A 24,316-nucleotide genomic window follows, 5' to 3' on the forward strand; every position below is an offset into this window, starting at 1 on the left:
AGGAAGAAGATAACAAAAAACAATGTGTTTCCCTTGGTCTGGTGGCGTATTTTAAAGTTTTGGATATCGTAGTATTTTATTCTAAATAACACCTTGAAACGAGTGTGTAAGGGTGTATTCTCGCAGAAATAGCGATGAGCATTTAGTCAGATTTGGTTCCCGATTTCCGAGTAATGGGGGAGGCACTATGATTGACTGGTTCGTAAACACGCTTCGTACTTATCCTGAAATTGCAATATTTCTCTCCTTAGCGCTTGGATATTACTTCGGGTCGTTCACGTACAAGGGCCTCGGTCTCGGTGCGGTGACAGCCACGCTGATTGCTGCCGTCATCATCGGGCAGCTCGGGATCACCATATCGCCACCGCTCAAGGCCACGTTCTTTCTGATGTTCCTGTTTGCAATCGGCTACGGTGTCGGGCCGCAATTCGTGCGCGGCATCGCCAAAGATGGCCTCCCGCAGGCATTGTTCGCCGCGGTTGTCTGTGTCTTCTGCCTCGGAGCACCCTATATCGCCGCGAAGATAGCCGGCTACGATGTCGGCTCAGCGCTTGGGCTCTATGCCGGTTCGCAGACCATCTCCGCGTCGATGGGTTTGGGAACGGACGCAATCAATCGCCTTGGTCTGGCGCCGGAAGAAACCAAGAAGCTGCTAGATGCGATGCCGGTCGCCTATGCCGTCACCTATATTTTCGGCACGATCGGATCGGCTATTGTGCTGGCCTTGATCGGCCCCGCGCTCTTGGGTATCGACCTCGAGGCGGAATGCAAACGCTACGAGGCGGAGCAGGGCGGCAAGAAGGAGACGGGCGGGGCGGGAACCGCCTGGCATCACTACGAGTTGCGCGCCTATCGCGTTCGGGAGGGAGGGCCGGTCGTCGGCAAGACGGCACATGACGCCGAATCCATGATCCCCGAGCAGCGGGTTTTCATCGAGCGTATCCGCCGAGGATCAAAGATCGAGGATGCGACGGCAGACACGGTCATCCAGGCGGGTGACATCGTTGCCGTGGCCGGCCGACGCGAAGTGCTGGTGAGCCTGATCGGCCATGCGGCAGAGGAAGTCGACGATCGCGAGTTGCTGGCGGTGCCCGTCGAGGGTGTCGATGTCCTTGTCACCACCAAAGAGGCGAACGGAAAGACGCTGGCCGAACTGGCACAATGGCCGTCGTCCCGCGGCGTGTTTCTGCGCCGGATCGCCCGTGGTGCCACGGCGACGGAGATCCCGATCCTTCCGAACACCCAGATCCATCGTGGCGATATCCTGACGATCGTTGGACGGACGCAGGATACTGCCGCAGCCGCCAAGGCACTCGGTGTGGCCGATCGTCCGAGCGACGTTGCCGACGTCGCGTTCATCGGCGCTGCGATCGCCATTGGCGCCTTGATCGGCGCGCTCGTCTATAAGGTCGGTGATGTGCCGTTTACGCTGTCGACGTCGGGGGGAGCGTTGATCTCTGGGCTCTTCTTCGGCTGGCTGCGCTCCGTGCGGCCGAAGTTCGGACGGATTCCGACATCGACGGTCTGGTTCATGAATTCGGTCGGCCTCAACGTCTTCATCGCCGTGGTCGGTATCTCGTCGGGGCCAGGCTTTGTTGCAGGCTTGCAGCAACTTGGTTTCAGCCTGTTCCTTTGGGGCATATTCGCAACGACCGTGCCGCTGGTGCTGGCAATGTATGTCGGGAAATATGTGTTCCGGTTCCACCCTGCCATTCTCTTGGGGTGCTGCTCTGGCGCGCGCACGACGACTGCCTCCCTCGGCATGATCAATGATCGTGCCAAGAGCCAGATCCCGGGGCTCGGCTATACCGTAACCTATGCCGTCGGTAACACCCTGCTGACGATCTGGGGCATGGTGCTTGTGATGATGATGACCTAGAGCATTTCCAGGAAAAGTGCGAAGCGGTTTTCCGTCAGGAAATGCGTAAAAACAAAGAGATAAAGCGTTTCTGTGACTCCGTTTAAATCGGAAACGCTCTAGCGTCTGTTTCGGGCCGTCATCGATCGTCTTTCGAGGCTCGGACCGGCAGAAGCCGCGCCCGGTTTTCGAGGTGTGTCAGTCTCATTTTGCGACCGGAATTGTAGCTGCCACTGAGTGAGAACCGCGGACGGGTGACAGCGGGCAGCCGATTCAGAACAGAGTTGGGAGCGCGTTATGCCAAGCAAGACCACACATGTAGATCAGTTTCTGCTCATCCATTCGGCACGGGCCGATAATTGGCGCGAGATCACGACATTGGCCGATGCCTGGGCCGCTAACCGGGGCGAGCGGACAGCGCTGGAGGCGGCGATCGCCGAAGTGGCACCGGCCGAGGAGTACCACGCCTATCCGGGTGGGCGATTGCTTTCGGCGCTGGCCGAGCGCATCGCCACCAACGATGCCGGCGGGGCGGCGAAACTCGCGCGGCGCATCTCCAACGGGCTTCTTTCCCATTCTTATCGCGGGCGCCCGAGCGAGTGGGATGTCCATGACGAGATGTCCGTGACAGACGTGCCCGATATCATGCCTCCCGGAACCGGGGAAGCGGGCGGCCGCCGGCCATACTTCGAAGTTCTGTTCGTCAACAGCCAGCCGGCCGTGCGGTGGGAGGCGTTCGCAGCCGAGATCCGCAGGCTACGCCGGCCCGAGGATGGCTTCATCTACGAGCCTGTTCTGGTGGGGTCCTTTGAGGATGCGTTCTGTGCGGCCGCATTGAACCCGGCCATCATTGCCGTCGTGCTCGCCGAGGGTTTTCCCTATCGCTCGCGTCACGACGCGCCGGTGCTCCGCTCCGTGCTTGATCCGCTTGGAGAAGCCGAGGGACCGGACATGTCGGCGCTTCGTCTGGCGCGCGGATTGAAGCGGATCCGGCCGGAGCTCGACGTTTATCTGCTCTCCGACCGCCAGGTGGAAAAAATTGCCGGCGATCCGGCGGCCGACGCTGTGCGGCGCGTGTTCTACGCGGTTGAAGAACCGCTGGAACTGCATCTCGCCATCCTTGAAGGCGTGCAGGCGCGCTACGAAACGCCCTTCTTCGACAATCTGAAGAAATATGCGCGGCGGCCTATCGGCACGTTTCATGCGCTGCCCATCGCCCGCGGCAAATCCGTCTTCAAGTCGGACTGGATCCGCGACATGGGCGAATTCTATGGGCTCAACCTGTTCCTGGCGGAAAGCAGCGCGACGACGGGTGGGCTCGATAGCCTGTTGGAGCCGACCGGCACGATCAAGCGCTCTCAGGAACTCGCTGCCCGCGCCTTCGGCGCCGACCACGTCTTCTTCGTGACGAATGGCACGTCCACCTCCAACAAGATGGCGGTGCAGGCGCTTCTGGCGCCCGGCGACATCGCGGTGGTCGATCGCAACTGCCACAAATCACACCATTACGGCATGGTGCTGACCGGTGCGCAGCCATACTACGTCGAAGCCTTCCCGATGACGGAGTATTCGATGTATGGCGCCGTGCCGCTCGCGAGCATCAAGCGCGCGCTGCTGGCCTTGCGGGCGGAAGGGCGCCTCGACCGGCTGAAGCTGCTTGACCTGACCAACTGCACCTTCGACGGACATATGTACAATGTCAGGCGCGTGATGGAGGAATGCCTCGCTATCAAGCCCGACCTTATCTTCCTCTGGGACGAGGCGTGGTCCGGATTTGCCCGGTTTTCTCCGTTCCTGCGTCCGCGCACGGCCATGGGGGCAGCAGCCGACATCGAGGATTGGCTGCGCGATCCAGCCTCGGTCAGCGCCTATGAAAAGCAGCACGCCGACCTCGGCAAGAATCCCTCGGACGAAGCGCTGCTCGCCGCTCGTCTGATCCCAGACCCGCGCCTCGTCCGCCTCCGGGTCTACCAGACCAACTCGACGCACAAATCCATGTCGGCGATCCGGCAGGGCTCGATGTTGCTGGTCAAGGATGTCGATTTTCACAACGTCGAGGCTCAATTCCACGAGGCGGTTTTCACGCATGCCTCGACCAGCCCGAACCAGCAGCTGATCGCCAGCCTCGACGTTGCGCGCAGGCAGATGGAACTCGACGGTTACGGGTTGGTGATGAACGCAATCGAAATTGCGCTCAAGATCCGTCGCGCGATCAACGAGCATCCGCTGATTTCGAAATACTTCCGCGTCCTTGGTGCCGATGAGATGATCCCGGCGGAGTATCGGCAATCAGGCTTCAAGGACTACCTGGCGCCGGGCGCTACCTGGGCCACGGCGGTCAAGGCGATGAAGGAGGACGAGTTCTACCTCGACCCCACGCGCATGACGCTGGTGTGCGGAACGGCCGGCTTCGACGGAACGCAGTTTAAGGGATTGCTGGCGAACGAGTATGATATCCAGTTGAACAAGACGTCGCGCAACAGTGTGCTGCTGCAGTCCAACATTAACAATACCCGCAGCGATATCGCGCACCTCATTCGTGTTCTCGTCGAGATCTGCCATGGTATCGAAAAGCGCCTTGCCGACGGCGGCGAGGGCGAGCGTGCTGCGTTCGCAGCGCGGGTAAAGTCGCTGATGACCGATGTGCCCGACCTTCCCAATTTCAGTCACTTCCATGAGGTGTATCGCGGCGATGCAGGGCGGACGACGCCGGAGGGCGACATGCGCGCCGCCTTCTTCAACGCCTATGACGCGTCTGTGTGCGAATACGTACCGCTCATTGGTGCCGAGTGCGACCGGCGCCTGAAGGACGGGCCGGAAATGGTCTCCGCCAACTTCGTCATTCCCTATCCGCCCGGATTTCCGATCATGGTGCCGGGGCAGGTGCTGACGCAGGAGACGATCGACTTCATGCGCAAACTGGATGTGAAAGAGATCCACGGCTACGAGAAGGCGCGGGGACTGAAGCTGGTCAAGCCAGACGCAGTCGCCGCCAAGGCGAAGCGTCAATCAAAAGCACGGTAGCGCCGGGATGTATCGGCGCTCGATTGTTTCGATTTGGTGATGCAGCGCGCACTGGCGACCTGAGCGCGCAACCACAGCGGGTTGGCGAGGTGGGCGCGGTCAGGTCCGTCGCAGCGGGTTTTTTGCGGCTTAACTTTTGGCATGAGCGTTTGGGGCGGCAGTGAAGGCGTCGTAGTCCCGGATCGGGGCGCGGGGGAGCTAGTCTGGACATGGTTTGGGTCGAACAGTTCCTGATCAAATATCCTGAGCTTGCCGTATTCCTTGCTATCAGCATCGGATATCTGATCGGCGATCTCAAGTTCAGTGGCTACAGCCTCGGGCCTGTAACCGGCTCGCTGTTTGCGGGCATCCTGATCGGGCAGTTCGCCCATGTGCCGATTGCCGGGATGGCGAAATCGCTGCTGTTTCTGCTGTTCCTCTTCGGCATCGGCTACTCGGTCGGACCACAGTTCCTGCAAGCCCTGAAGCGGGATGGGATGAAGCCCGTGTTGCTCGCGGTCGTCGTCTGTGTGACCGGGCTGCTCATGGCCGTCGTAGTTGCCAAAATCCTTGGTCTCGACCCCGGTTTTGCGGCGGGACTGCTGTCCGGCTCCCTCACCGAAAGCCCGGCGATGGGCACGGCAACCGAGGCAATCAATGCGCTGCCGCTGCCTGAGGCGGATCGCGCGCGGTTCGTGGCGCACATCGCTGTAGCTGACGCTGTTTGCTACGTCTTCGGCGCGGTTGGCGTCATTCTGTTCTGCAGTGTCGTGGGCCCCAGACTACTCGGCATCGACCTCGTTGCCGAGGCGCTGAAGCTGGAGAAGGAGTATGGAATTACCCGCAAGGCGGTCGGTGTCTCCTCCGCCTGGCACAGGTTCGAGATTCGCGCCTATGAAATCGCGGACGGTGCGCCGGCAGCTGGCTTGTCGATAGCCACCGCAGAGGCGACGTTTCCAGAACACAGGCTTTTCATTCAGCGCTTGCGTCGAGGGGACGCAATCATCGAGGCGGCCCCGGAGGTCGTGATCAACCCCGGTGATATCGTTGCCGTATCCGGAACGAGGGAGGCGCTGGTCAGCGTCCTCGGACCGCGCGCCGAAGAGATCGAGGACCGCGAACTACTCGACGTCCCGGTATCGGTTTCCGATGTGCTGCTGACAAGCCCTGATCTCAAGGGCCGAAGCATCGCGGCTGTCGCCAAAGAAAGCTGGACGCGGAGCCTCTATCTGCGCGCCATTACGCGTGGGGGGCAGGATATACCCATCGCGCCGGGGATCACGGTGGAACGCGGCGATATCCTGCGCCTGGTGGGACCGGAGGCCGTCGTGTCAAGCGCCGCCAAGCGCATCGGTGTCGTCGTCGCGCCGACGACGGCGACAGACTTCCTGGTCCTTGGTCTTGCGATATTCCTTGGCGGGCTTGTCGGCGTTCTCGTCACATTTCCCATCGGTGACATGCGGATTTCGCTCAGCACCAGTGTGGGCACGCTCCTGGCTGGGTTAACGGTGGGGCATCTGCGCACGCGCTTCCCGCTTTTCGGCCGAATACCGGATGCCGCGGTGTCGCTCATGACCTCGCTTGGTCTTGCCGCCTTTGTCGCGATGACCGGTCTTCATGCCGGACCTGTGTTTGCATCCGCCATCGCCGAAGCGGGCGTCGGACTTCTGTTCGGCGGCATGATCGTCACCATGACTCCGTTGATTGTCGGCCTATACTTCGGGCGTTACGTGCTTGGCATGAACCCCATTTTGCTGCTGGGCGGGCTCGCCGGGGCACAGACCATGACAGCCGGCATGGCGGCGGTTCAGGACAGGTCGGGAAGCACAGTTGCGGTCCTTGGCTATACGCCGGCGGTCCCCATCGGCCATATCCTGCTCACGACCTGGGGAACGGTGATCGTCGGTATCGTCTCGGGATGAAATACTGCAAGTTTAATCAATCAGCGGCGACGCTGCTGCATGCTAGAATTCGCAACAGACTTTCATAGTAAAAAGACGAATACTGACTGCGAATCGACGATGCGAATCGCCAATGATCTGAAAGGTGCTTTTGATGCGACAGACACTATACATTGTTCCGCCCGCACTTCTCATCGCTGCATTGGCGGGCGCAGGGACTGTGGCGGCGCAGGAGCCGGCAAAGCCGGCGGTGCAGGCCACGGAGGCCAGCAAGGCTCCGGAACACTGGATTCCCAAGCTGCGGCTCGGCGACGACAATGCCTATTTTGAATTCTACGGTCAGATCAACAAGGGCCTGCTGGTCTACGATGACGGCGGGGCAACGGATAACTACTTTCCGGTCGACAACGGCAACTCGTCCACGCGGGCGGGCTTTCGCGTCTACACCCTCATGGAAAAGGGCTGGTCGTTCGGCGCCAATCTCGAATGGGAATGGAACCCCTATTCGACAACCAACGTGAACCAGTTGAACAAGGATCACTATGATTGGGGGACTGACCTGCTGCGCAAGGCGGAAATTTATCTCGACTCGAAGGAATACGGCAAGTTCTGGCTCGGCCAGGGCAGCATGGCATCGGACACGACGGCCGAGGTCGATCTGTCCGGCACGGGCGTGGTCGGCTATTCGCTTGTTTCCGATATGGCCGGGGGACCGTTTTTCCGCAACGATGACGGGACGCTTTCGACGGTCAAGGTCAAGGACGCGTTCACCAACTATGATGGTCTCGGCCGCAAGTTCCGCGCCCGATATGACACGCCTTCGTATGGCGGATTCAGCTTTGCGTCGTCGGTCGGCACACAGGTCGTGCCCGAAGAAACCGACGTTACCGTGTGGGACATGGCGGTTCGATACGATGAGACCTACGATGCCTTCAAGGTCGGTGCCGCAGTTGCCTTTTCGAGGCCAGGCGACGGCAACTCGATTTACGACGCGTCCGTTTCCGTCCTGCATATCGATACCGGTCTCAGCCTCACCCTTGCCGCGGCCTATTCCGACAAGGACACGGTCGATGGACACTATGGCTACGTGAAGGTCGGCTATCAGACTGATATTTTCGACGTCGGCAAAACTGCGTTTTCGGTCGACGCCTATTTCGGCAAGGACATTGCGGGCAAGGGCAGTAACAGCGATTCCTTCGGGGCGCAGATTGTCCAGAACCTCGACTATCTGCAGACGGAACTCTACCTTGGAGCCCGGACCTACTCACTCGACCAGGAGACTGCCGATCTACAGGACAGCTTTGCTGTCCTGGGCGGCGCCAGAATAAAATTCTGAAGCAACGACGGGCAGCATGCTGCCCGTCAAACCACGCGATCATCGTGCATTCGTTCACTTTTGTTTCGACTTGGCCGCTTCGGCGGACCTTGCAGTTCACAGGGAGGAATGACCTATGGCAGAGATCGACTATCGCGAATACGAGAAGATGAGCCCGTTCGAAATCAAGGACGGTCTTATGAAGCTCGCCAAGCGCAGCGCGCTGAAATCCACCAATGCGCTGCTCAATGCCGGCCGCGGGAATCCGAACTGGATCGCGACCACGCCGCGTGAAGGGTTCTTCCTTTTCGGCCAGTTCGCCCTGACCGAAAGCCGGCGGACGATGGACAACCCCGCGGCGGGCCTGGCCGGCATGCCTCAGATGAAGGGCATCGCGGCGCGACTGGACGCATGGTTGGCGAAGCATGTAGAAGATCCGGGTGCCGACTTCCTGTCGAGGATGGTCGAGCATGGCGTCAAGATGTTCGGTTTCGATGCCGACGCCTTCGTTTTCGAATTGGCGGACTCGATCATCGGTGACAACTATCCCGTCCCGGACAGGATGCTTGTCCATGCCGAGCAGGTCGCGCATCGTTATCTGATGTGGGCGATGGGCGCGAGCAAGCCCGTCGGCAAGTTCGATCTCTATGCCGTGGAGGGCGGCACGGCGGCGATGTGCTACATCTTCAAGTCGCTGATCGCCAATCGCATCCTCAAGAAGGGCGACACGATCGCGATCGGCACGCCGATCTTCACCCCCTATATCGAGATTGCGGAACTCGAGGATTATGCATTCAAGGCCGTCCATGTCAGGGCGACGCAGGAGCATCGTTTCCAGTATTCCGACGAAGAGCTCCGCAAGCTCGAGGACCCGAAGATCAAGGCATTCTTCGTCGTCAATCCGGGCAATCCAACATCGATGGCAATCGATCCGCAGACGATGAAAAAGCTGGTCGATCTGGTCAATACCAAGCGGCCGGACCTCATCCTTCTGACCGATGACGTATACGGGACGTTCGTGCCGAACTTCCGCTCGCTGATGTGCGAGCTGCCCTACAACACCATCTGCGTCTATTCCTATTCGAAGTATTTCGGCTGCACCGGATGGCGTCTCGGCGTGATCGGTATCAACGAGAAGAACATTCTCGACGATCTCTTGACCAAGCTCCCGGCCAAGGAACTGGAGGCGCTGGACAACCGATACCGCTCGATCACGCTTGAGCCGCGCAAGCTCAAGATGATCGACCGCATCGTTGCCGATAGCCGCGACGTTGCGCTCAATCACACCGCGGGGCTCTCGTTGCCGCAGCAGGTGATGATGACCATGTTCTCCATCAGCGAGCTGATGGATACCGACAAGCTCTACCAGAAGGCCTGCATGGCTATCTGCAACGACCGGGTGAACATGCTGCTTGAGGGGCTGCCGCTCGACCTGCAGCCGAATGCGAATTTTGCCGGCTACTACGGAACGATCGATTTCGAGTTCTGGCTGCGCAAATATGTCGGCGAGGAGATGGTGACCTGGCTGAAGGCGAATGTACATCCGCTCGATCTGGTCTACCGGCTGGCGGAAGATCATTCGATCGTGCTGCTCAATGGTGGCGGCTTCGATGCGCCGAACTGGAGCGTACGCGTTTCCTTCGCCAATCTTCCCGATGACGTCTATGACGACATTGGCCGCGCGGTTCGCGCTGTCGGGCGCGGTTATGTGGATACGTTCAACGCGCTGAAAGGGAAGTAACACAGATTTTCCAACAGCGGTTCGCAAATTACTGCGAACCGCTCTCGCTGCGCGAGTCACGGCCTCGGCTCGCTGCGGCGCAAGACGTCCGACGAGGTATCTACAGTCAGAGGTAGATGTTGTTGGTACCAGCAAGCAGTGCGCGATAGTCAAATTCACACGTCAGTGAGAAGGAGTCATTCGATGCTAAGTACATCCACAACGATGCTCGACTACAAGGAACACAAAGGTATCGGGCAGGAAGCCGGCGGGATCACATCGCGGCATCGCGGGTTGGTCAGACGACTGCTCGTGACGGTCGCCCTTTTGGCGGCCGCCCCCACCTTTGCCCAGAACATGCAGGAGCCTTCCAAGCAATACAGCAAGGAAGAGATGCAACAGGCACTAGAGACCAGGGAACAGTACGACGTTCACGGTCTGCGCTTCGCCATGTCGGAAGCGACATTGCGACCTGGAGCGGAAGGACTTCTTGACGACATCGCTGCGGCGCTCAAGAACTTCCCTGAATGGGGCCTGAGAATTGTCGGCCATACCGATACCAGCGGTAATGAGGAGACCAACCTGCGCCTTTCCGCCGAGCGTGCAGAGGTCATCAAGGCGGCTCTCGTCGAACGCGGAATCGATGCCGCCAGGCTGACGACGGGAGGCGTCGGACAGGCCCAGCCGATTGCCAGCAACGATACGGCCGATGGCCGGGCTCTCAACCGCCGCGTCGAGCTCGTCAGGGTCACCGACTCGGCCGAAGCCAAGAAACTGCTCAAGGCCATGACCGACTACCTGGCGGCGCAGAATGCCCTGTCGTTCGGCTATGATTCCACCTTCCAGGTCGTCACCAACAGCGATCAGAAACTCGGACTGGCAAGCTCGGGGACAGTGACCCTCAGTCGGCCCGACAAGGTACACACGACCCGTTCGGGCGGCTTTGTCGACAGCGAGGCGCTGTTCGATGGAAAGACGCTGACACTCCTGGGCAAGAACCTCAACAAATACACGCAGGTCGAAATACCCGGGACGGTCGATCATCTGATCGACGAGCTAAAGGACAAGTACAACTTGCCTTTGCCGGCCGCCGACCTGTTGATGACCGGTGCATATGACGAATTGATGCAAGGGGTGTATGATTCAAAGGATCTGGGAAGCGGCGTCGTCAATGGCGTGGAGTGCGATTCTCTCGCCTTCCGCAAAGACGATGTCGATTTCCAGATTTGGATCGCGCACGGGGCAGAGCCCTATCCCTGCCGCCTGGTCATAACCTCAGGGCAGGTGAAGGGTGGGCCGGAATACAGCATCCAGATCAGGGATTGGAAATCCGGGGCGGCCGTTGCGCCGGGTGATTTCGACTTCAAGAATGCGTCGAATGCCGAAAAGATCGATGTGAACGACCTCCAGCACAACCTGGGTGAATTGCCAGAGAACTTCAAGGTAGGAGATAAAAAATGACCTTCCGTAAGCGCGCAGCAATGATCTGCCTTGTTTGGGCAGTTCTGTTTGGCATCGGCGAGCTGGCGAAGGATGTGCCAGTTCTCGCGATCCCCACCTTTACCTCTGACGCCGTTGCCGTGGTCGGCCGGCCGTTGACGCCGGTCAGTGTGGCCGGTGCCGCGCGGCGGACGACCCGGCGCTGTGCCGCAGGCGTTTATAACTGCTAGAAGAGCGCGTGGCCGTTCGGCAGGCATGGCCGATTTCGGATAGGAATTCGGACGGTTGATGCAGTTCGGCCCGCATGATCTCGGCTTCAGCACATTCCGACACTCTTGCCGTCAAGGCTGGAGCCGGCTTTGCGCATGCCTTCAATTGCGTGGTGAACGGCTGCGAAGGCGTTGCTCCCAAACCTGCGGTCTATCGCCGGTCAGGCGCGAGTTGCTGCGCCCGACGGCTTGGCATCGCCTGCCGTGACGTCTTCTGCACTCTGCGTAAGTTTGCGCGCTATTTCATAGAATGCATGGACAAGTTTCCCGTTGCTGCGTTCGCGCAGGCAGATGAGCGCTTCGTCCATCAGCATTTCCGGGGCATCGATCTTGATCGGCACGAGACGCGTGTCCTGGCCGAACTCGGCGGATGAGACGAAACCGACGCCGCCGCCAGCAGCGACAATCTCGCGAACCGCCTCGCGGCCCTCGGCCTCGATCAGCGGCGTCAGCGTGACGTCGCATTGTGCGGCCATGGCCTCGAGCTTCTGGCGGGTCTTGGAACCTCGCTCGCGCATGACGAGCGGATGTTTTGCAAGCTCTGCGAAGGTGGCGCTCTGACATGTCGCCAAAGGATAATCGCGGCTTGCGAAGGCGATGATCGGCGTCGAATTGAGCTTCAGAACGTCGAAGTCGCCGGCCTGCGGGATTTCACCGAGAACGCCGATATCCGCTTCATAGGCGTGCAGGCTGGTGATGACGGTTTCCGTGTTGCCCGCATCGATCGAAACCTGCACGGTCGGGTAGGCCCGCCGGAAGGCGGCCAGGATGTGCAGCAGATGGTGTGCGGCATCCGCGACGATCCGCAGCTTTCCAGCCCTTAATGCGCGCGACTCCGAGAGAAGATCGAGTGCCTGTTGCTCGACGTCGAACATGCGCCGGGTGACTTCGAGAAGCTGCTGGCCCGCCTGGGTCAGTGTTACCTGCTTCTTGTTTCGATTGAAGAGCAGGACGTCATACTCCTCCTCCAACTTGCGTACCTGATCGGAGACGGCGGGCTGCGTCAGGAAGAGCGCCTCGGCTGCCCGCGAGAAGCCGCCATGGATGGCCACATTGTGAAAGGCACGGAGCTGGACATAGCGCACGGTAACATCCCCAAAGATAAATTCTATCTATGCAACTATCAGAACGAACGATTTGATTTATGTAAAGGGGCAAAAGATAATTTCCGGAGTTAACCCTTTCCGGAGCGCGCCTATGAATCTTTCGGCTGTCGCCCTTGAACTTACCGCCGCAACAGTCCTGCTGCTTTATGCCGTCAGCCTCGTCAAGAAGGGCGTCGAAGCTGCCTGCGGCGACGTGGTCACCCGTGCCGTTGGAGGGGCAGGCGGCAGGCCCCGCGCGGCAGCCTACGGCTGTTTGATTGCAATTGCCCTGCAGAGTTCGACGGCGGTTGCGATGCTCGCCGCCAGCTTTGCCGTAAGTGGAGCGCTGAGCCTCGATGTCGGGCTGGCGGTCCTTCTCGGCGCGGACCTGGGCTCTGCCCTTGTCGTCAAGATCTTGAGTTTTGATCTGCACTGGCTGGCGCCATTGCTGATTGCCGCTGGCGGCCTCCTGCATCTCAAGGCGCGCGCTCGCAAGCCGGTCGAGGCCGGGCGTGCGGTTCTCGGGATCGGCCTGTTGCTCCTGTCGCTGCAGATGATCGGCCATGCGACCCTTCCGCTTGGTCAAAGCCCATTGCTGCCGGCAGCGATCGACATGCTGAGCAAAGACCCTCTCACGGTCATGATCGTGGCTGCGGTCTTCACCTGGGGCCTGCATTCAAGCGTTGCGGCCATCCTTTTGATCCTGACCTTTGCCGCAAAGGGCCTGCTGCCGCTCGATGTCGGCATTCCCCTGATCCTTGGCGTCAACCTTGGTGGTGGGCTGATCGCGCTGTGGCTGACCCGAGGCCTGCCGGTGGAAGGCAGGCGGCTGCCGCTTGGCAATCTCGTCTTTCGCGCGCTGTTCAGTGCCGCAGTCTTTGCGCTGTTTTCCGCGCAGCTCTCTTTTGCGTGGCTGCCTGGCACGACGGTGGCTGCCGAGCTCGTCAATCTGCACGTGCTGTTCAATGCTGCACTGGTGCTCCTGGGTCTCATATCGTGTGGTCTGATGGCGCGCTTCGTTCGCGTTCTCACGCCTGACAACGCCGGCGGAAAAGATGCCGGTCTTGCAGCGCATGTCAGTGCGCTCGACCGGTCTCTGATCGAAAAGCCGGCGCAGGCTTTGGCGGCGGCCGCTCGCGAAGTGCTGCATATGGGCAACCTGATCACGCGTTTGCTCGAACCGGTCATGGGGGTAATCGCGTCGCCAACGCCCGAGACGGTCGATGCGCTGCGTCGCATCGACGGCGACATCCATCGCGCCCATAGCGAGATCAAGCTCTTTATCGCCGCAGTTAATAGAGGTGTGCTGACGGAGGAGCAGTCCCGGCGCGGCATCGAGCTCACCGAGGCGGCCATTCATCTGGAATATGCCGGCGACGTGGTGTCGAAGAGCCTGTTGCGCATGGCGGAGGAGCGGCTGGAAGGGGCGGGCGCCTTTTCGCAAGCCGGCTGGCACGAACTGACGGCGCTGCATGACGCAGTGTTTTCGAACGTGAAACTTGCCGCCAATCTGCTGGTCTCGCCCGAACCGGTGATTGCCCGCGAGATGGTGCGCCAGAAGGAACACGTGCGCCGGCTGGTGCAGGAAAGCAGTCAAAGCCACCTTGAGCGGCTGAGGCAGGGAATTGCTGCCAGCATCCAATCGAGCGACATGCATCTGGAGATCGTGCGTGCGCTGAAAGAGCTCAATTCACTGGTCACGACGATGGCCTATCCCCGTCTTCGCGAGACCGGGGATCTGCTCGAAAGCCGCCTCGTTCCGGCCGCCTAACATATAAGTGTAATCTATAGATTCATACAAAAGAACGATTGTACATATACATTCGGCCACCGCATTGTCGGTTCCGGAGACGCCAACGTGAGGACGGACAATGCCAAACACCGCTTCTGACAGAACCATCGCACCGCTGGAAACGCCGAGACTGGGCGAGCCCTATCTGCTGACGCCCGGTCCGCTGACGACGGCCTATGAAGTCAAGGAGGCTATGCTTAGGGACTGGGGATCATGGGACGGTGATTTCCGTGCGATGACTGCCGACCTGCGTCGCCAGCTTCTCGATATTGCCGGCGATACCAAGGGCGAGTTCGATTGCGTTCCGATGCAGGGCAGCGGTTCGTTCTCGGTCGAGGCGATGCTGGGCAGTTTCGTTCCCCGCGACGGCAAGGTGCTGGTGCTGATGAACGGCGCCTATGGCAAGCGCATCGCCCAAACGCTCGCCTATCTCGGCCGCGACCACGTGACGATCGACAAGGGCGATTACATGCCGCCACGCGGACCCGAGGTTGCCGCTGCGCTCGACGCGGATCCGGCCATTACCCACGTGGTCGTCGTTCACTGCGAGACCAGTTCCGGCATCCTCAATCCGCTGAAGGAAATCTCCGAGGTCGTCTATGCCAGAGGCCGCAAGCTGCTGGTCGACTCGATGAGCGCCTTCGGTGCCGTACCGGCCGGCGTTGCCGACTTCCGCTACGAGGCGATTGTTTCCTCAGCCAATAAATGCATCGAAGGGGTGCCTGGCTTCGGCTTCGTCATAGCCCGCAAAAGCGAACTGGAGGCCGCCAAGGGCCGCAGCCACTCGCTCAGCCTCGATGTGCACGCGCAATGGGACTACATGAACAAGACCGGTCAGTGGCGCTACACGCCGCCGACGCATGTCGTCGCTGCATTCCTGGAGGCCCTTCGTCTGCATCGCGAGGAAGGCGGAGTCTCCGCCCGCGGCGCGCGTTATGCCCGCAACCGCGACGTCATGGTCGCCGGCATGCGCGAGGCAGGCTTCGAGACCCTGCTTGCCGACCGGTGGCTGTCGCCGATCATCGTTACCTTCTTCAGCCCTGCCGATCCGGCTTTCGCCTTTGATCGGTTCTACGACCTGATGAAGGAGAAGGGGTTCATCATCTATCCCGGCAAGCTGACGGTCGTCGACAGCTTCCGCGTCGGCTGCATCGGCCGCATGGATGAACATGTGATGCGCCGCGTGGTCGAGGCCGCGCGCGCATCCCTCACCGAAATGGGGGTCGCCAGTGCTGCGCCTCCGGCGATCGCCCTTGCCGAACGCAGCCGTCTCGCCGCCTGAATGAACGATAGGATTTTCCCGATGAACCAGATGTCCAAGATCAACGTCGCCGTCACCGCGAACCGGCGCAGCTATCCCTGGCCAAACGTCCCAGCCATCGCCATCTGCCTCGATGGCTGCGAGCCGGCCTATCTCGACGAGGCCATCAAGGCCGGGTTGATGCCGACACTTGCCCGCATGCGCCAGACGGGCACGGAGCGCACCGCGCTCAGCGTCATCCCGAGCTTCACCAACCCCAACAACCTCTCCATTGCGACCGGCCGTCCGCCGGCCATTCACGGCATCTGCGGCAACTACCTCTACGAACCGCAGACCGGCAACGAAGTGATGATGAACGATCCCCGCTTCCTGCGCGCGCCGACCATCTTCAAGGCCTTCTACGATGCCGGCGCGAAGGTCGCGGTCGTCACCGCCAAGGACAAGCTCCGTGCGCTTCTCGGTCACGGCCTCAAGTTCGACGAGGGCAGGGCGGTCTGCTTCTCGTCCGAAAAGTCCGACACGTCGACCAAGGCGGAACACGGCATCGAGAATGCCTCGGCCTGGCTTGGGCGCCCGGTGCCGGAGGTCTATTCGGCGGAACTTTCGGAATTCGTCTTCGCAGCCGGCGTAAAGCTGCTGAAGGAGTTCAGCCCTGACGTCATGTACCTGACGACGACCGACTACGTGCAGCACAAATATGCGCCGGGCGTTCCCCAGGCGAACGCCTTCTACGAGATGTTCGACAAGTACCTGACCGAACTCGACGCGCTTGGTGCGGCGATCATCGTCACGGCCGATCACGGCATGAAGCCGAAGCACAAGGCCGACGGTTCTCCCGATGTCATCTACGTGCAGGACGTGCTCGACGAGTGGCTCGGAAAGGACGCTGCCCGCGTCATCCTGCCGATCACGGATCCCTACGTCGTGCACCATGGTGCGCTTGGCTCGTTCGCGACCGCCTACCTGCCGGAACGCGCCGACAAGGAAGAGATCATCGAGCGGCTGGCAGCGATCGACGGCATCGACCTCGTGCTGTCGCGGCCCGAGGCCTGCATTCGTTTCGAACTGCCGGATGACCGCATCGGCGATATCGTCATCATCTCGTCGGAGAACAAGACGCTTGGCACCAGCGAGCATCGCCATGATCTTGCCGCGCTGAACGAGCCGTTACGCTCACACGGCGGCCTCACCGAGCAGGAGGTGCCCTTCATCTCGAACCGCAAGTTGCCCGAACTTGTTTCCGCGGCCACGCTGCGCAACTTCGACGCCTTCTACTATGCGCTCGTCGCGGCGGCGCAGCCGGCAAACTAGGGAGCGGACGATGACCAAGGTGGAAACGACATTCGCCATTCGCCATGAGCCGATGCGCATCGCCGGCAGACACGTCGATGCCGAAGGGCTGATCGAGGTGCATTATCCCTGGAACGATGCCGTCATCGGCACCGTTCCAGCCGGCAACGCCGAACATGCTCGCAAGGCCTTCGAGATTGCGGCGGCCTACCAGCCGAAGCTGACACGCTACGAGCGCCAGCGCATCTTGCTAAAGGCGGCCGAGATGCTGGTCGCCCGCAAGGAGGAGATCTCCGATGTCATCACGCTGGAGCTCGGCATATCGAAGCAGGACTCGCTCTACGAGGTCGGCCGCGCCTTCGACGTGCTGACGCTGTCGGGTCAGATGTGCATTCGCGATGACGGCGAGATCTTCTCCTGCGATCTCACCCCGCACGGCAAGGCGCGCAAGATCTTCACGATGCGCGAGCCGCTGACCGTCATCTCGGCGATCACCCCCTTCAACCACCCGCTCAACATGGTGGCGCACAAGGTTGCGCCGGCCATTGCCACCAACAACTGCGTGGTGCTGAAGCCGACGGAGCTGACGCCGATGACGGCGCTCATTTTCGCCGACATTCTCTATGAGGCCGGATTGCCGCCGGAAATGCTGTCGGTGGTGACCGGCTGGCCGGCGGATATCGGGATGGAAATGATGACCAACCCGAACTTCGACCTCATCACGTTTACCGGCAGCGTGCCTGTCGGAAAGCTGATCGCGGCGAACGCCCACTACAAGCGCCAGATCCTCGAACTCGGCGGCAACGACCCGCTGATCATCCTCAATGATCTGTCGGATGACGACCTGGCAAAGGCGGCGGACCTGGCGGTCGCCGGCGCGACGAAGAATTCGGGCCAGCGCTGCACGGCCGTCAAACGTATTCTGTGCCAGGAGAGCGTGGCCGACCGCTTTGTGCCGCTCGTTCTGGAACGGGCCAAGAAGCTGCGCTTCGGTGACCCGATGGATCGGGCAACGGAACTGGGCACGGTCGTCCATGCCCGAGCCGCCGAAACCTTCGAGCGTCGCGTGCACAAGGCTGCCGAAGAGGGAGCGGAGATCCTCTACGATCCCGGCCGCCGCGGCGCCCTGCTGCCGCCGATCGTGGTCGATCGCGTGCCGCATTCGAGCGAACTCGTGATGGAGGAAACCTTCGCGCCGATCATCCCGATCGTGCGGGCACCCGATGATGACGATGCCCTGATTGCGCTGTCCAACTCGACCGCCTTCGGCCTGTCGTCGGGCGTCTGCACCAACGACTTCCGCCGCATGCAGAAATACATCGCCGGTCTCAGGGTCGGTACGGTGAACATCTGGGAAGTGCCCGGTTATCGCATCGAGATGTCTCCTTTCGGCGGCATCAAGGATTCCGGCAATGGCTACAAAGAAGGTGTGATCGAAGCGATGAAGAGCTTCACCAACGTCAAGACGTTTTCCCTGCCCTGGTGAACAGGGCCCTGGTGATCCGGGTGTCCCCTGCCTGACCACTATTTCTGGGAGCTGTCGACCGACAGCTCCCTTTTTCTTGGGGCCTGTTGCGAGCCGCATTGTCTGCATCTGCCGCTCGCTGATGCAGGCGTTCGCTTCTTCATCAATCGGCAGCAGATGCCAGTGAGACGGCAGAAGACCTATAGATTTTACTTTGCTAATGATAAGAATAATAAATTTTACTAATTGAATACACCCACGCAGAATGCCTCCTGAAGCGTGCAAGACAAGGGCAGCGACAGATTGTCCGCCATGCTTCCCGGATTTTTCCAGGCCTCCAGAGGAGATTTTCAGCATGACCAGACACATGTTTTTTATGCTTGCCGGCGCCATGTCCGTGGCTCTTCCCGTCATTGCTTCCGTCCAGACCGAGCTCACCGTTTACACCGCTGTCGAAGCTGTCGACCTTGATCGCTACAAGGCAACCTTCGAGAAGGCGCATCCCGATATCACGATCAACTGGGTCCGGGATTCAACCGGCGTCATGACGGCAAAACTGCTCGCCGAAAAGGACAACCCGCAGGCGGACGTCGTCTGGGGACTTGCTGCCACATCGCTGCTTCTCCTGAAGACTGAGGGCATGCTGGAGGCGTATCAGCCCCAGGGCGTCGAGGCGCTCGACAAGAAGTTCGTCGACGGTGACACACCGCCGAGCTGGGTGGGAATGGACGCCTATGTTGCGGCCCTCTGCTACAACACGGTCGAGGGCGCAAAGCTCGGGCTGAAGGCCCCTGCAAGCTGGGATGACCTGACGAAGCCTGAGTACAAGGGCCACATCGTCATGCCGAACCCGAGCTCGTCGGGCACCGGCTTCCTCGACGTCTCCGGCTGGATGCAGATGTGGGGTGAGGAGAAGGCCTGGTCCTTCATGGACAAGCTTCATGAGAATATCTCGGCCTACACGCATTCCGGCTCGAAGCCCTGCAAGATGGCCGGTGCTGGCGAGGCTGTCATCGGCGTTTCCTTCGAGTTCCCCGGCGCCAAGGCCAAGAGCGCCGGCGCGCCGATCGACATCATCTTCCCGAGCGAGGGCTCGGGCTGGGAAGCCGAGGCGACGGCGATCATTGCCGGCACGGCAAACCTTGAAGCCGCCAAGACCCTCGTCGACTGGTCGGTCACCAAGGAAGCCAACGAAATGTACAATGCCGGCTATGCCGTGGTCGCCTATCCGGGTGTCGCCAAGCCGGTCGAGCATCTGCCCACCGACATCGCTTCAAAGATGATCGACAACGACTTCGAGTGGGCCGCGAACAATCGCGCCACCATTCTGAAGGAATGGCAGAAGCGCTACGACGCAAAGTCGGAACCGAAGAGCTGATCGGCCCAGGCGGAGTGCATGCGCGCTCCGCCTGTCGCATTCTCTCCTTGGGTCGCATTCGATTTGAGGATCAAAACATGCAGCAATTCAAAGTGCTACAGTGACCTTAGTGCGTCCCTTATGACGCGCGGCGCTGCAGAAATCCCTGACAGCCAGCGGAGCTTGCAGATGAGACATGCCATGTCGATCGAACCGACACCCACGAGCATTCCCCGCGCCTCTGACCAGGAGACCACACCGTCATCCCCCTGTCTCGAAATCCGCGATCTCTGGAAGAGCTATGGCGATTTCACGGCGCTGCGCGACATCTCGCTCGATATCGGCAAGGGTGAATTCGTCTGTTTCCTCGGCCCGTCGGGCTGCGGCAAGACGACCCTTTTGCGGGCGATCGCCGGCCTCGATCTGCAGACACGCGGCGTCATTCGGCAGGATGGCCGCGACATTTCGGTTCTGCCCGCGTCGAAGCGCGACTACGGCATCGTCTTCCAGTCCTATGCGCTCTTTCCCAACCTCACCATCGAGCAGAACATTGCCTTCGGCCTGGAAAACACCGGCCGCTCGAAGGCGGACGTCGCGGCACGTGTTGCCGAACTGCTTGAAACGGTTGGGCTTTCGGCGCAAGCCAAGAAATATCCCGCCCAGCTTTCCGGCGGACAGCAGCAGCGCATCGCTCTTGCCCGCGCCATCGCCATATCCCCTGGGCTGCTTCTGCTCGACGAACCGCTGTCTGCCCTCGACGCCAAGGTGCGCGTTCATCTGCGCCATGAGATCAAGTCGCTGCAAAGGAAGCTCGGTGTCACGACCATCATGGTGACGCACGATCAGGAAGAAGCGCTCGCCATGGCCGACCGGATCGTCGTGATGAACCACGGCGTCATCGAACAGGTCGGATCGCCGACCGAAATCTACCGCCATCCCAAGACCTTGTTCGTTGCCGACTTCATCGGCGAGACCAACCAGTTCCAGGCAAAGGTCCTGCCGGATGGTCAGGTCGAGATCGGGAATTCCGCCTTCTGTTGTCCAACGGATGGCTTTGCCGTCGGGGATCCGACCACGGCGGTGGTCCGCCCTGTCGATATCATCCCGCACGGCGCCGACGCACACGCGGTCCATTCGCTCGATCGGCCGGCGACGCCGCAGAATCTGATCGATGCCGAAGTGCACGAGATGGAGTTCCTCGGCATGTTCTGGCGGACGCGGCTGACCGCGCCGCGGCTCGGAGATAGGCCCCTCGTCGCCGATTTCTCGGTCAATGCGGTGCGCCGGCTGCGCATCGAAACGGGCGGGGTCATCCAGGTCGAGATACCGCGGGAACGCCTATTGCTCTATCCGAGGGGCATCTGACAATGAGCATAACGATCGACTACGCCCCACCGGGCAAAAGACTGCGCCAGCAGGCCTCGCGCGACGACCTCGTCAAACTCGGCTTCATGGCCGTCATCGGGCTCTACCTGATCGTCGCACTGGGCGCGCCGCTTTTCGTCATGCTGTCGAAGTCGATGTCAACCTACCGCTTCGATCTGAGCGCCTTCGAATTTCAGGTGAGCGACGAGACGGGGAAGAATTGGGCGACGGCAGTCACTGCGGATGCGCTCAACCGGGAACTCGGCGTTGTCACCGAGAAGGACCTGGCCACAAATTCGGACGGCCGCCTGGCCGCTACGAAATTCTTCCCGCAGTTCAATTTTCGCAGCCCCGTCCATTACCGCATTCGTGGGATGACGGACGATACGGCGTTTCTCGCCGGCTCCACGCTGGAGAAGGGCACCGAGTGGCGCGAATATGATTCCGCCACCTTCCGCCGGGTTGTGTTGCGCCCGGCCGGCACCATCGGCGTCGAAAACTTCAAGACCTATTTCTCGACGCCGGCGCTCGCCCGTTCGATCTACAACTCGGTTCTGATGGCGTCGATCAGCACGGTGGTGACGGTTTCGATCGCGTTTGCGCTCGCCTATGCATTGACGCGCAGTTGCATGCCGCTCAAGGGGCTGTTCCGGGGCATCCTCACGATACCGATCCTCGTGCCGTCGCTCTTGCCCGGCATTGCGCTGGTCTATCTCTTCGGCAATCAGGGTGTCTTCAAGGACTGGCTGCTGGGCTATTCCATCTACGGTCCGATCGGCATCGTCATCGGCTCGGTGTTCTTCACGCTGCCGCATGCCTTCCTCATCATCCTGACCGCCTTGTCCGTCGCCGATGCGCGCCACTATGAGGCCGCGGCGTCGCTCAGGGCCAGCAAATGGCGCACTTTCACCACCGTGACGGTGCCCGGCGCGCGCTATGGTCTGGTGTCGGCCGCCTTCGTGGTCTTCACCCTTGTCATCACCGATTTCGGACTGCCCAAGGTGATCGGCGGGCAATACGGCATGCTGGCAGTCGATATCTACAAGCAGGTGATTGGCCAGCAGAATTTCGAGATGGGTGCTGTCGTCTCGGTCATTCTTCTGGTGCCGGCGGTGCTGGCTTTTGCCGTCGACCGCAGGATGCAGAAGCGCCAGGTGGCGCTGCTGTCGGCGCGGGCGGTGCCCTATGCGCCGAAGCGCAATGTCCGCATGGACGGCTTCTGCTTTGCCTTCTCGTGCCTCGTCAGCCTGTACATTCTCGGCATGATCGCCATGTGTCAGATCGCGGCACTGGTGAAGTTCTGGCCCTACGACTTGACGTTGACGACCAAGAATTTCGCCTTCGACCTGATGGATGGCGGCGGTTGGGCGGCCTATGCCAATTCGATCAAGCTCGCCTTGCTGACGGCATTCTTCGGCTCGGTGATCGTCTTTGCCGGCGCCTACATGGTCGAGAAGGCCGACGGGTTCCGCTTCGGTAGGGGTGTCTTTCATTTCCTCGCCATGATGCCGATGGCCGTGCCGGGCATGGTGCTGGGCCTGGCCTATATCTTCTTCTTCAACAACCCGGCCAATCCACTCAGCTCCATTTACGGCACGATGACGATCCTCGTCGTCTGCACGGTGACGCACTTCTACACTGTGGCGCACCTGACGGCGCTGACCGCGCTAAAGCAGATGGATCCGGAATTCGAATCCGTCGGGGCGTCGCTCAAGCAGCCCTTCCACCGGCTGTTCTTCCGGGTCACTTTGCCGGTCTGCCTGCCGGCGATCCTCAACATCGGCATCTATCTCTTCGTCAACGCCATGACGACGGTTTCCGCCGTGGTCTTTCTCTATTCAACCGACACCAAGCTTGCGTCGGTCGCCGTGCTCAACATGGATGATGCCGGCGACATCGCGCCGGCTGCGGCCATGGGCATGATGATCTTCTACACCAATGTCGTCGCCAAGCTCATCCATGCGGGGGTCACACGCGGGCTACTCGCGCGCACGCAGGCGTGGCGGTAGGCCTTACGGTGTCGGGACAGGGTGGCGTTCGGCTGCCGGGCTTCTCCCTTGGCAATGGGCTGAGGCCCCGCCGGTCGCCTAGGCGACCTTCATGTCGGGCAGCACACGACCAGGCTCTCCTGAGGTCGATCGCGAAGGCCGGCGGTGCGCCAGTTCTGCCAGGCGCGTGCGCTGCGGCGTACAGCCGTAGGTCTCCCTGTAGGTCCGGGAGAAATGCGAGGCCGAGGAAAATCCGCATGCCACGGCGATCTCGAAGACGGGAAGCGATGAATTGACGAGAAGCAGGTGCGCGCGCTCCAGCCGCAGCTGGAGATAGTAGCGCTTGGGGGAGCGCCTCATCTCGCGCCGAAACAGGCGTTCTATCTGACGGCGCGATAATCCAGTCGTGGGAGTTATGTGGGCAAGTTTCAATGGATCGGCGAGGTTCGCCTCCATCTGCTCGATGATGTCGATCAGCACACGGTTATCGATGCCGACGCGGGCCTGAAGCGGCAGCCGCTGGCGCTCTCCGGCGCTGCGGACCCGTTCCGATAGAGCCAGCTCGCAAACGCGATTTGCTACGTCCCGTCCGAGATCATCTTCGACAATGCGCAGGAACATGTCGAAAGGGGCATTGCCGCCGGCGCAGGTATAGAGGTCGCTGTCGATCTCGAAGGCCGTCTGGCGGGCTTTCGTCGTGAAGAACCGTTCGGAGAAGTCCGGAAAGTGCTCCCAATGCACGGCGCAGCGACGCCCATCGAGCACGCCGGCCCGTGCCAGGCTGTAGAGGCCGCCTGCGAGTCCAGCGATGGCAATGCTTCCCCGCCGGGACAGCCGCAGCCAGCCTTCCGCCTTTCCGTCGGCAGGGGGAATGGCGCGGCCGCCGCAGACTACGATCATGTGGGGACGCTCAGGTTGTTGCAGCCCGTCCCGCTCAGAGGTGAGCGCTGCGTCGGCCATCAAGCGCATGCCGCAGCTTGACAGCGCAGGCTGGCCGTCGCGTGTCAGTATCTGCCAGCTGTAATGTCGCCTGCCCAGAACATCATTGGCGAGGCGAAGCGCTTCAAGCGCGGAGGTGAATGCGTGCTGCGTGAAGCCGTCGAGCAGGTAGAAGGTAAATCGGCGGCCTTGTGTGCATGCCTGTTGCACTGCCTGCCTCCCTTTGCGTCAATGAGTGCTTGAGATCAAGATGCAAATAATAGTTACA

At 60.7% G+C, this 24,316-nt stretch carries 16 protein-coding genes; 14 read left to right on the top strand and 2 right to left on the bottom strand.

The window, feature by feature from the left end; all coding sequences use genetic code 11:
• Positions 1–187 precede the first annotated feature (187 nt).
• From aspT (ASD00_RS14360) to ASD00_RS14390, 7 genes are all read left to right on the top strand, one after another.
• Positions 188–1,879, top strand: a complete 1,692-nt coding sequence (gene aspT, locus ASD00_RS14360) for an aspartate-alanine antiporter (RefSeq protein WP_057207250.1) — start codon at positions 188–190, stop codon at positions 1,877–1,879.
• A 276-nt stretch (positions 1,880–2,155) separates the two neighbouring features.
• Positions 2,156–4,882, top strand: a complete 2,727-nt coding sequence (locus ASD00_RS14365; protein WP_057207251.1) for a decarboxylase — start codon at positions 2,156–2,158, stop codon at positions 4,880–4,882.
• 209 nt (positions 4,883–5,091) lie between these two features.
• Positions 5,092–6,783: an aspartate-alanine antiporter gene (gene aspT, locus ASD00_RS14370; RefSeq protein WP_057207252.1), complete on the top strand. Its 1,692-nt coding sequence runs from the start codon at positions 5,092–5,094 to the stop codon at positions 6,781–6,783.
• A 133-nt stretch (positions 6,784–6,916) separates the two neighbouring features.
• Positions 6,917–8,098, top strand: a complete 1,182-nt coding sequence (locus ASD00_RS14375; RefSeq protein ID WP_082523558.1) for a porin — start codon at positions 6,917–6,919, stop codon at positions 8,096–8,098.
• 115 nt (positions 8,099–8,213) lie between these two features.
• Positions 8,214–9,818 carry a bifunctional aspartate transaminase/aspartate 4-decarboxylase gene (locus tag ASD00_RS14380; protein ID WP_057207253.1) on the top strand — a complete coding sequence of 535 codons (1,605 nt, stop codon included), beginning with the start codon at positions 8,214–8,216 and terminating at the stop codon, positions 9,816–9,818.
• Positions 9,819–10,109: 291 nt separating this feature from the next.
• Positions 10,110–11,258 (top strand): DUF2092 domain-containing protein, encoded by a 1,149-nt coding sequence (locus tag ASD00_RS14385; protein WP_348272066.1) that lies wholly within the window; start codon positions 10,110–10,112, stop codon positions 11,256–11,258.
• On the top strand, positions 11,255–11,467 hold the full coding sequence (locus ASD00_RS14390) for a hypothetical protein (protein WP_025430159.1): 213 nt from the start codon (positions 11,255–11,257) through the stop codon (positions 11,465–11,467). The genes ASD00_RS14385 and ASD00_RS14390 overlap by 4 nt, the downstream gene beginning before the upstream one ends.
• Positions 11,468–11,667: 200 nt before the next feature.
• Here the strand turns inward: ASD00_RS14390 and ASD00_RS14395 are convergent, their stop codons facing one another.
• Complete coding sequence (locus ASD00_RS14395) at positions 11,668–12,591, bottom strand: LysR substrate-binding domain-containing protein (RefSeq protein WP_057207255.1); 924 nt, start codon at positions 12,589–12,591, stop codon at positions 11,668–11,670.
• Between the two features lie 112 nt (positions 12,592–12,703).
• Here ASD00_RS14395 and ASD00_RS14400 point away from each other — a divergent pair, with 112 nt between their 5' ends.
• The 7 genes from ASD00_RS14400 (at position 12,704) to ASD00_RS14430 (ending at position 23,130) form a co-directional block, all read left to right on the top strand.
• Complete coding sequence (locus tag ASD00_RS14400; protein WP_057207256.1) at positions 12,704–14,362, top strand: Na/Pi cotransporter family protein; 1,659 nt, start codon at positions 12,704–12,706, stop codon at positions 14,360–14,362.
• 100 nt (positions 14,363–14,462) lie between these two features.
• On the top strand, positions 14,463–15,665 hold the full coding sequence (locus ASD00_RS14405; RefSeq protein ID WP_057207257.1) for a 2-aminoethylphosphonate--pyruvate transaminase: 1,203 nt from the start codon (positions 14,463–14,465) through the stop codon (positions 15,663–15,665).
• A gap of 21 nt (positions 15,666–15,686) precedes the next feature.
• A complete protein-coding gene (gene phnA, locus ASD00_RS14410; RefSeq protein ID WP_057207334.1) occupies positions 15,687–16,955 on the top strand; it encodes a phosphonoacetate hydrolase in 1,269 nt (422 codons plus the stop codon).
• 10 nt (positions 16,956–16,965) lie between these two features.
• A complete protein-coding gene (gene phnY, locus ASD00_RS14415) occupies positions 16,966–18,420 on the top strand; it encodes a phosphonoacetaldehyde dehydrogenase (protein WP_057207258.1) in 1,455 nt (484 codons plus the stop codon).
• A gap of 346 nt (positions 18,421–18,766) precedes the next feature.
• The gene (locus ASD00_RS14420) at positions 18,767–19,777 is read left to right on the top strand and encodes a putative 2-aminoethylphosphonate ABC transporter substrate-binding protein (RefSeq protein WP_057207259.1); all 1,011 of its coding nucleotides are present in this window, start codon (positions 18,767–18,769) and stop codon (positions 19,775–19,777) included.
• A gap of 168 nt (positions 19,778–19,945) precedes the next feature.
• Positions 19,946–21,121, top strand: a complete 1,176-nt coding sequence (locus tag ASD00_RS14425; protein WP_057207260.1) for a putative 2-aminoethylphosphonate ABC transporter ATP-binding protein — start codon at positions 19,946–19,948, stop codon at positions 21,119–21,121.
• Between the two features lie 2 nt (positions 21,122–21,123).
• Positions 21,124–23,130, top strand: coding sequence for a putative 2-aminoethylphosphonate ABC transporter permease subunit (locus ASD00_RS14430; protein ID WP_057207261.1), 2,007 nt, complete (start codon positions 21,124–21,126; stop codon positions 23,128–23,130).
• A 78-nt stretch (positions 23,131–23,208) separates the two neighbouring features.
• On the opposite strand, the gene ASD00_RS14435 is transcribed toward ASD00_RS14430, so the two are convergent.
• Positions 23,209–24,258 carry a GlxA family transcriptional regulator gene (locus tag ASD00_RS14435; RefSeq protein ID WP_057207262.1) on the bottom strand — a complete coding sequence of 350 codons (1,050 nt, stop codon included), beginning with the start codon at positions 24,256–24,258 and terminating at the stop codon, positions 23,209–23,211.
• Positions 24,259–24,316: the final 58 nt, after the last annotated feature.

It is taken from the genome of Ensifer sp. Root31 (assembly GCF_001424825.1).
Lineage (GTDB): Bacteria > Pseudomonadota > Alphaproteobacteria > Rhizobiales > Rhizobiaceae > Ensifer > Ensifer canadensis.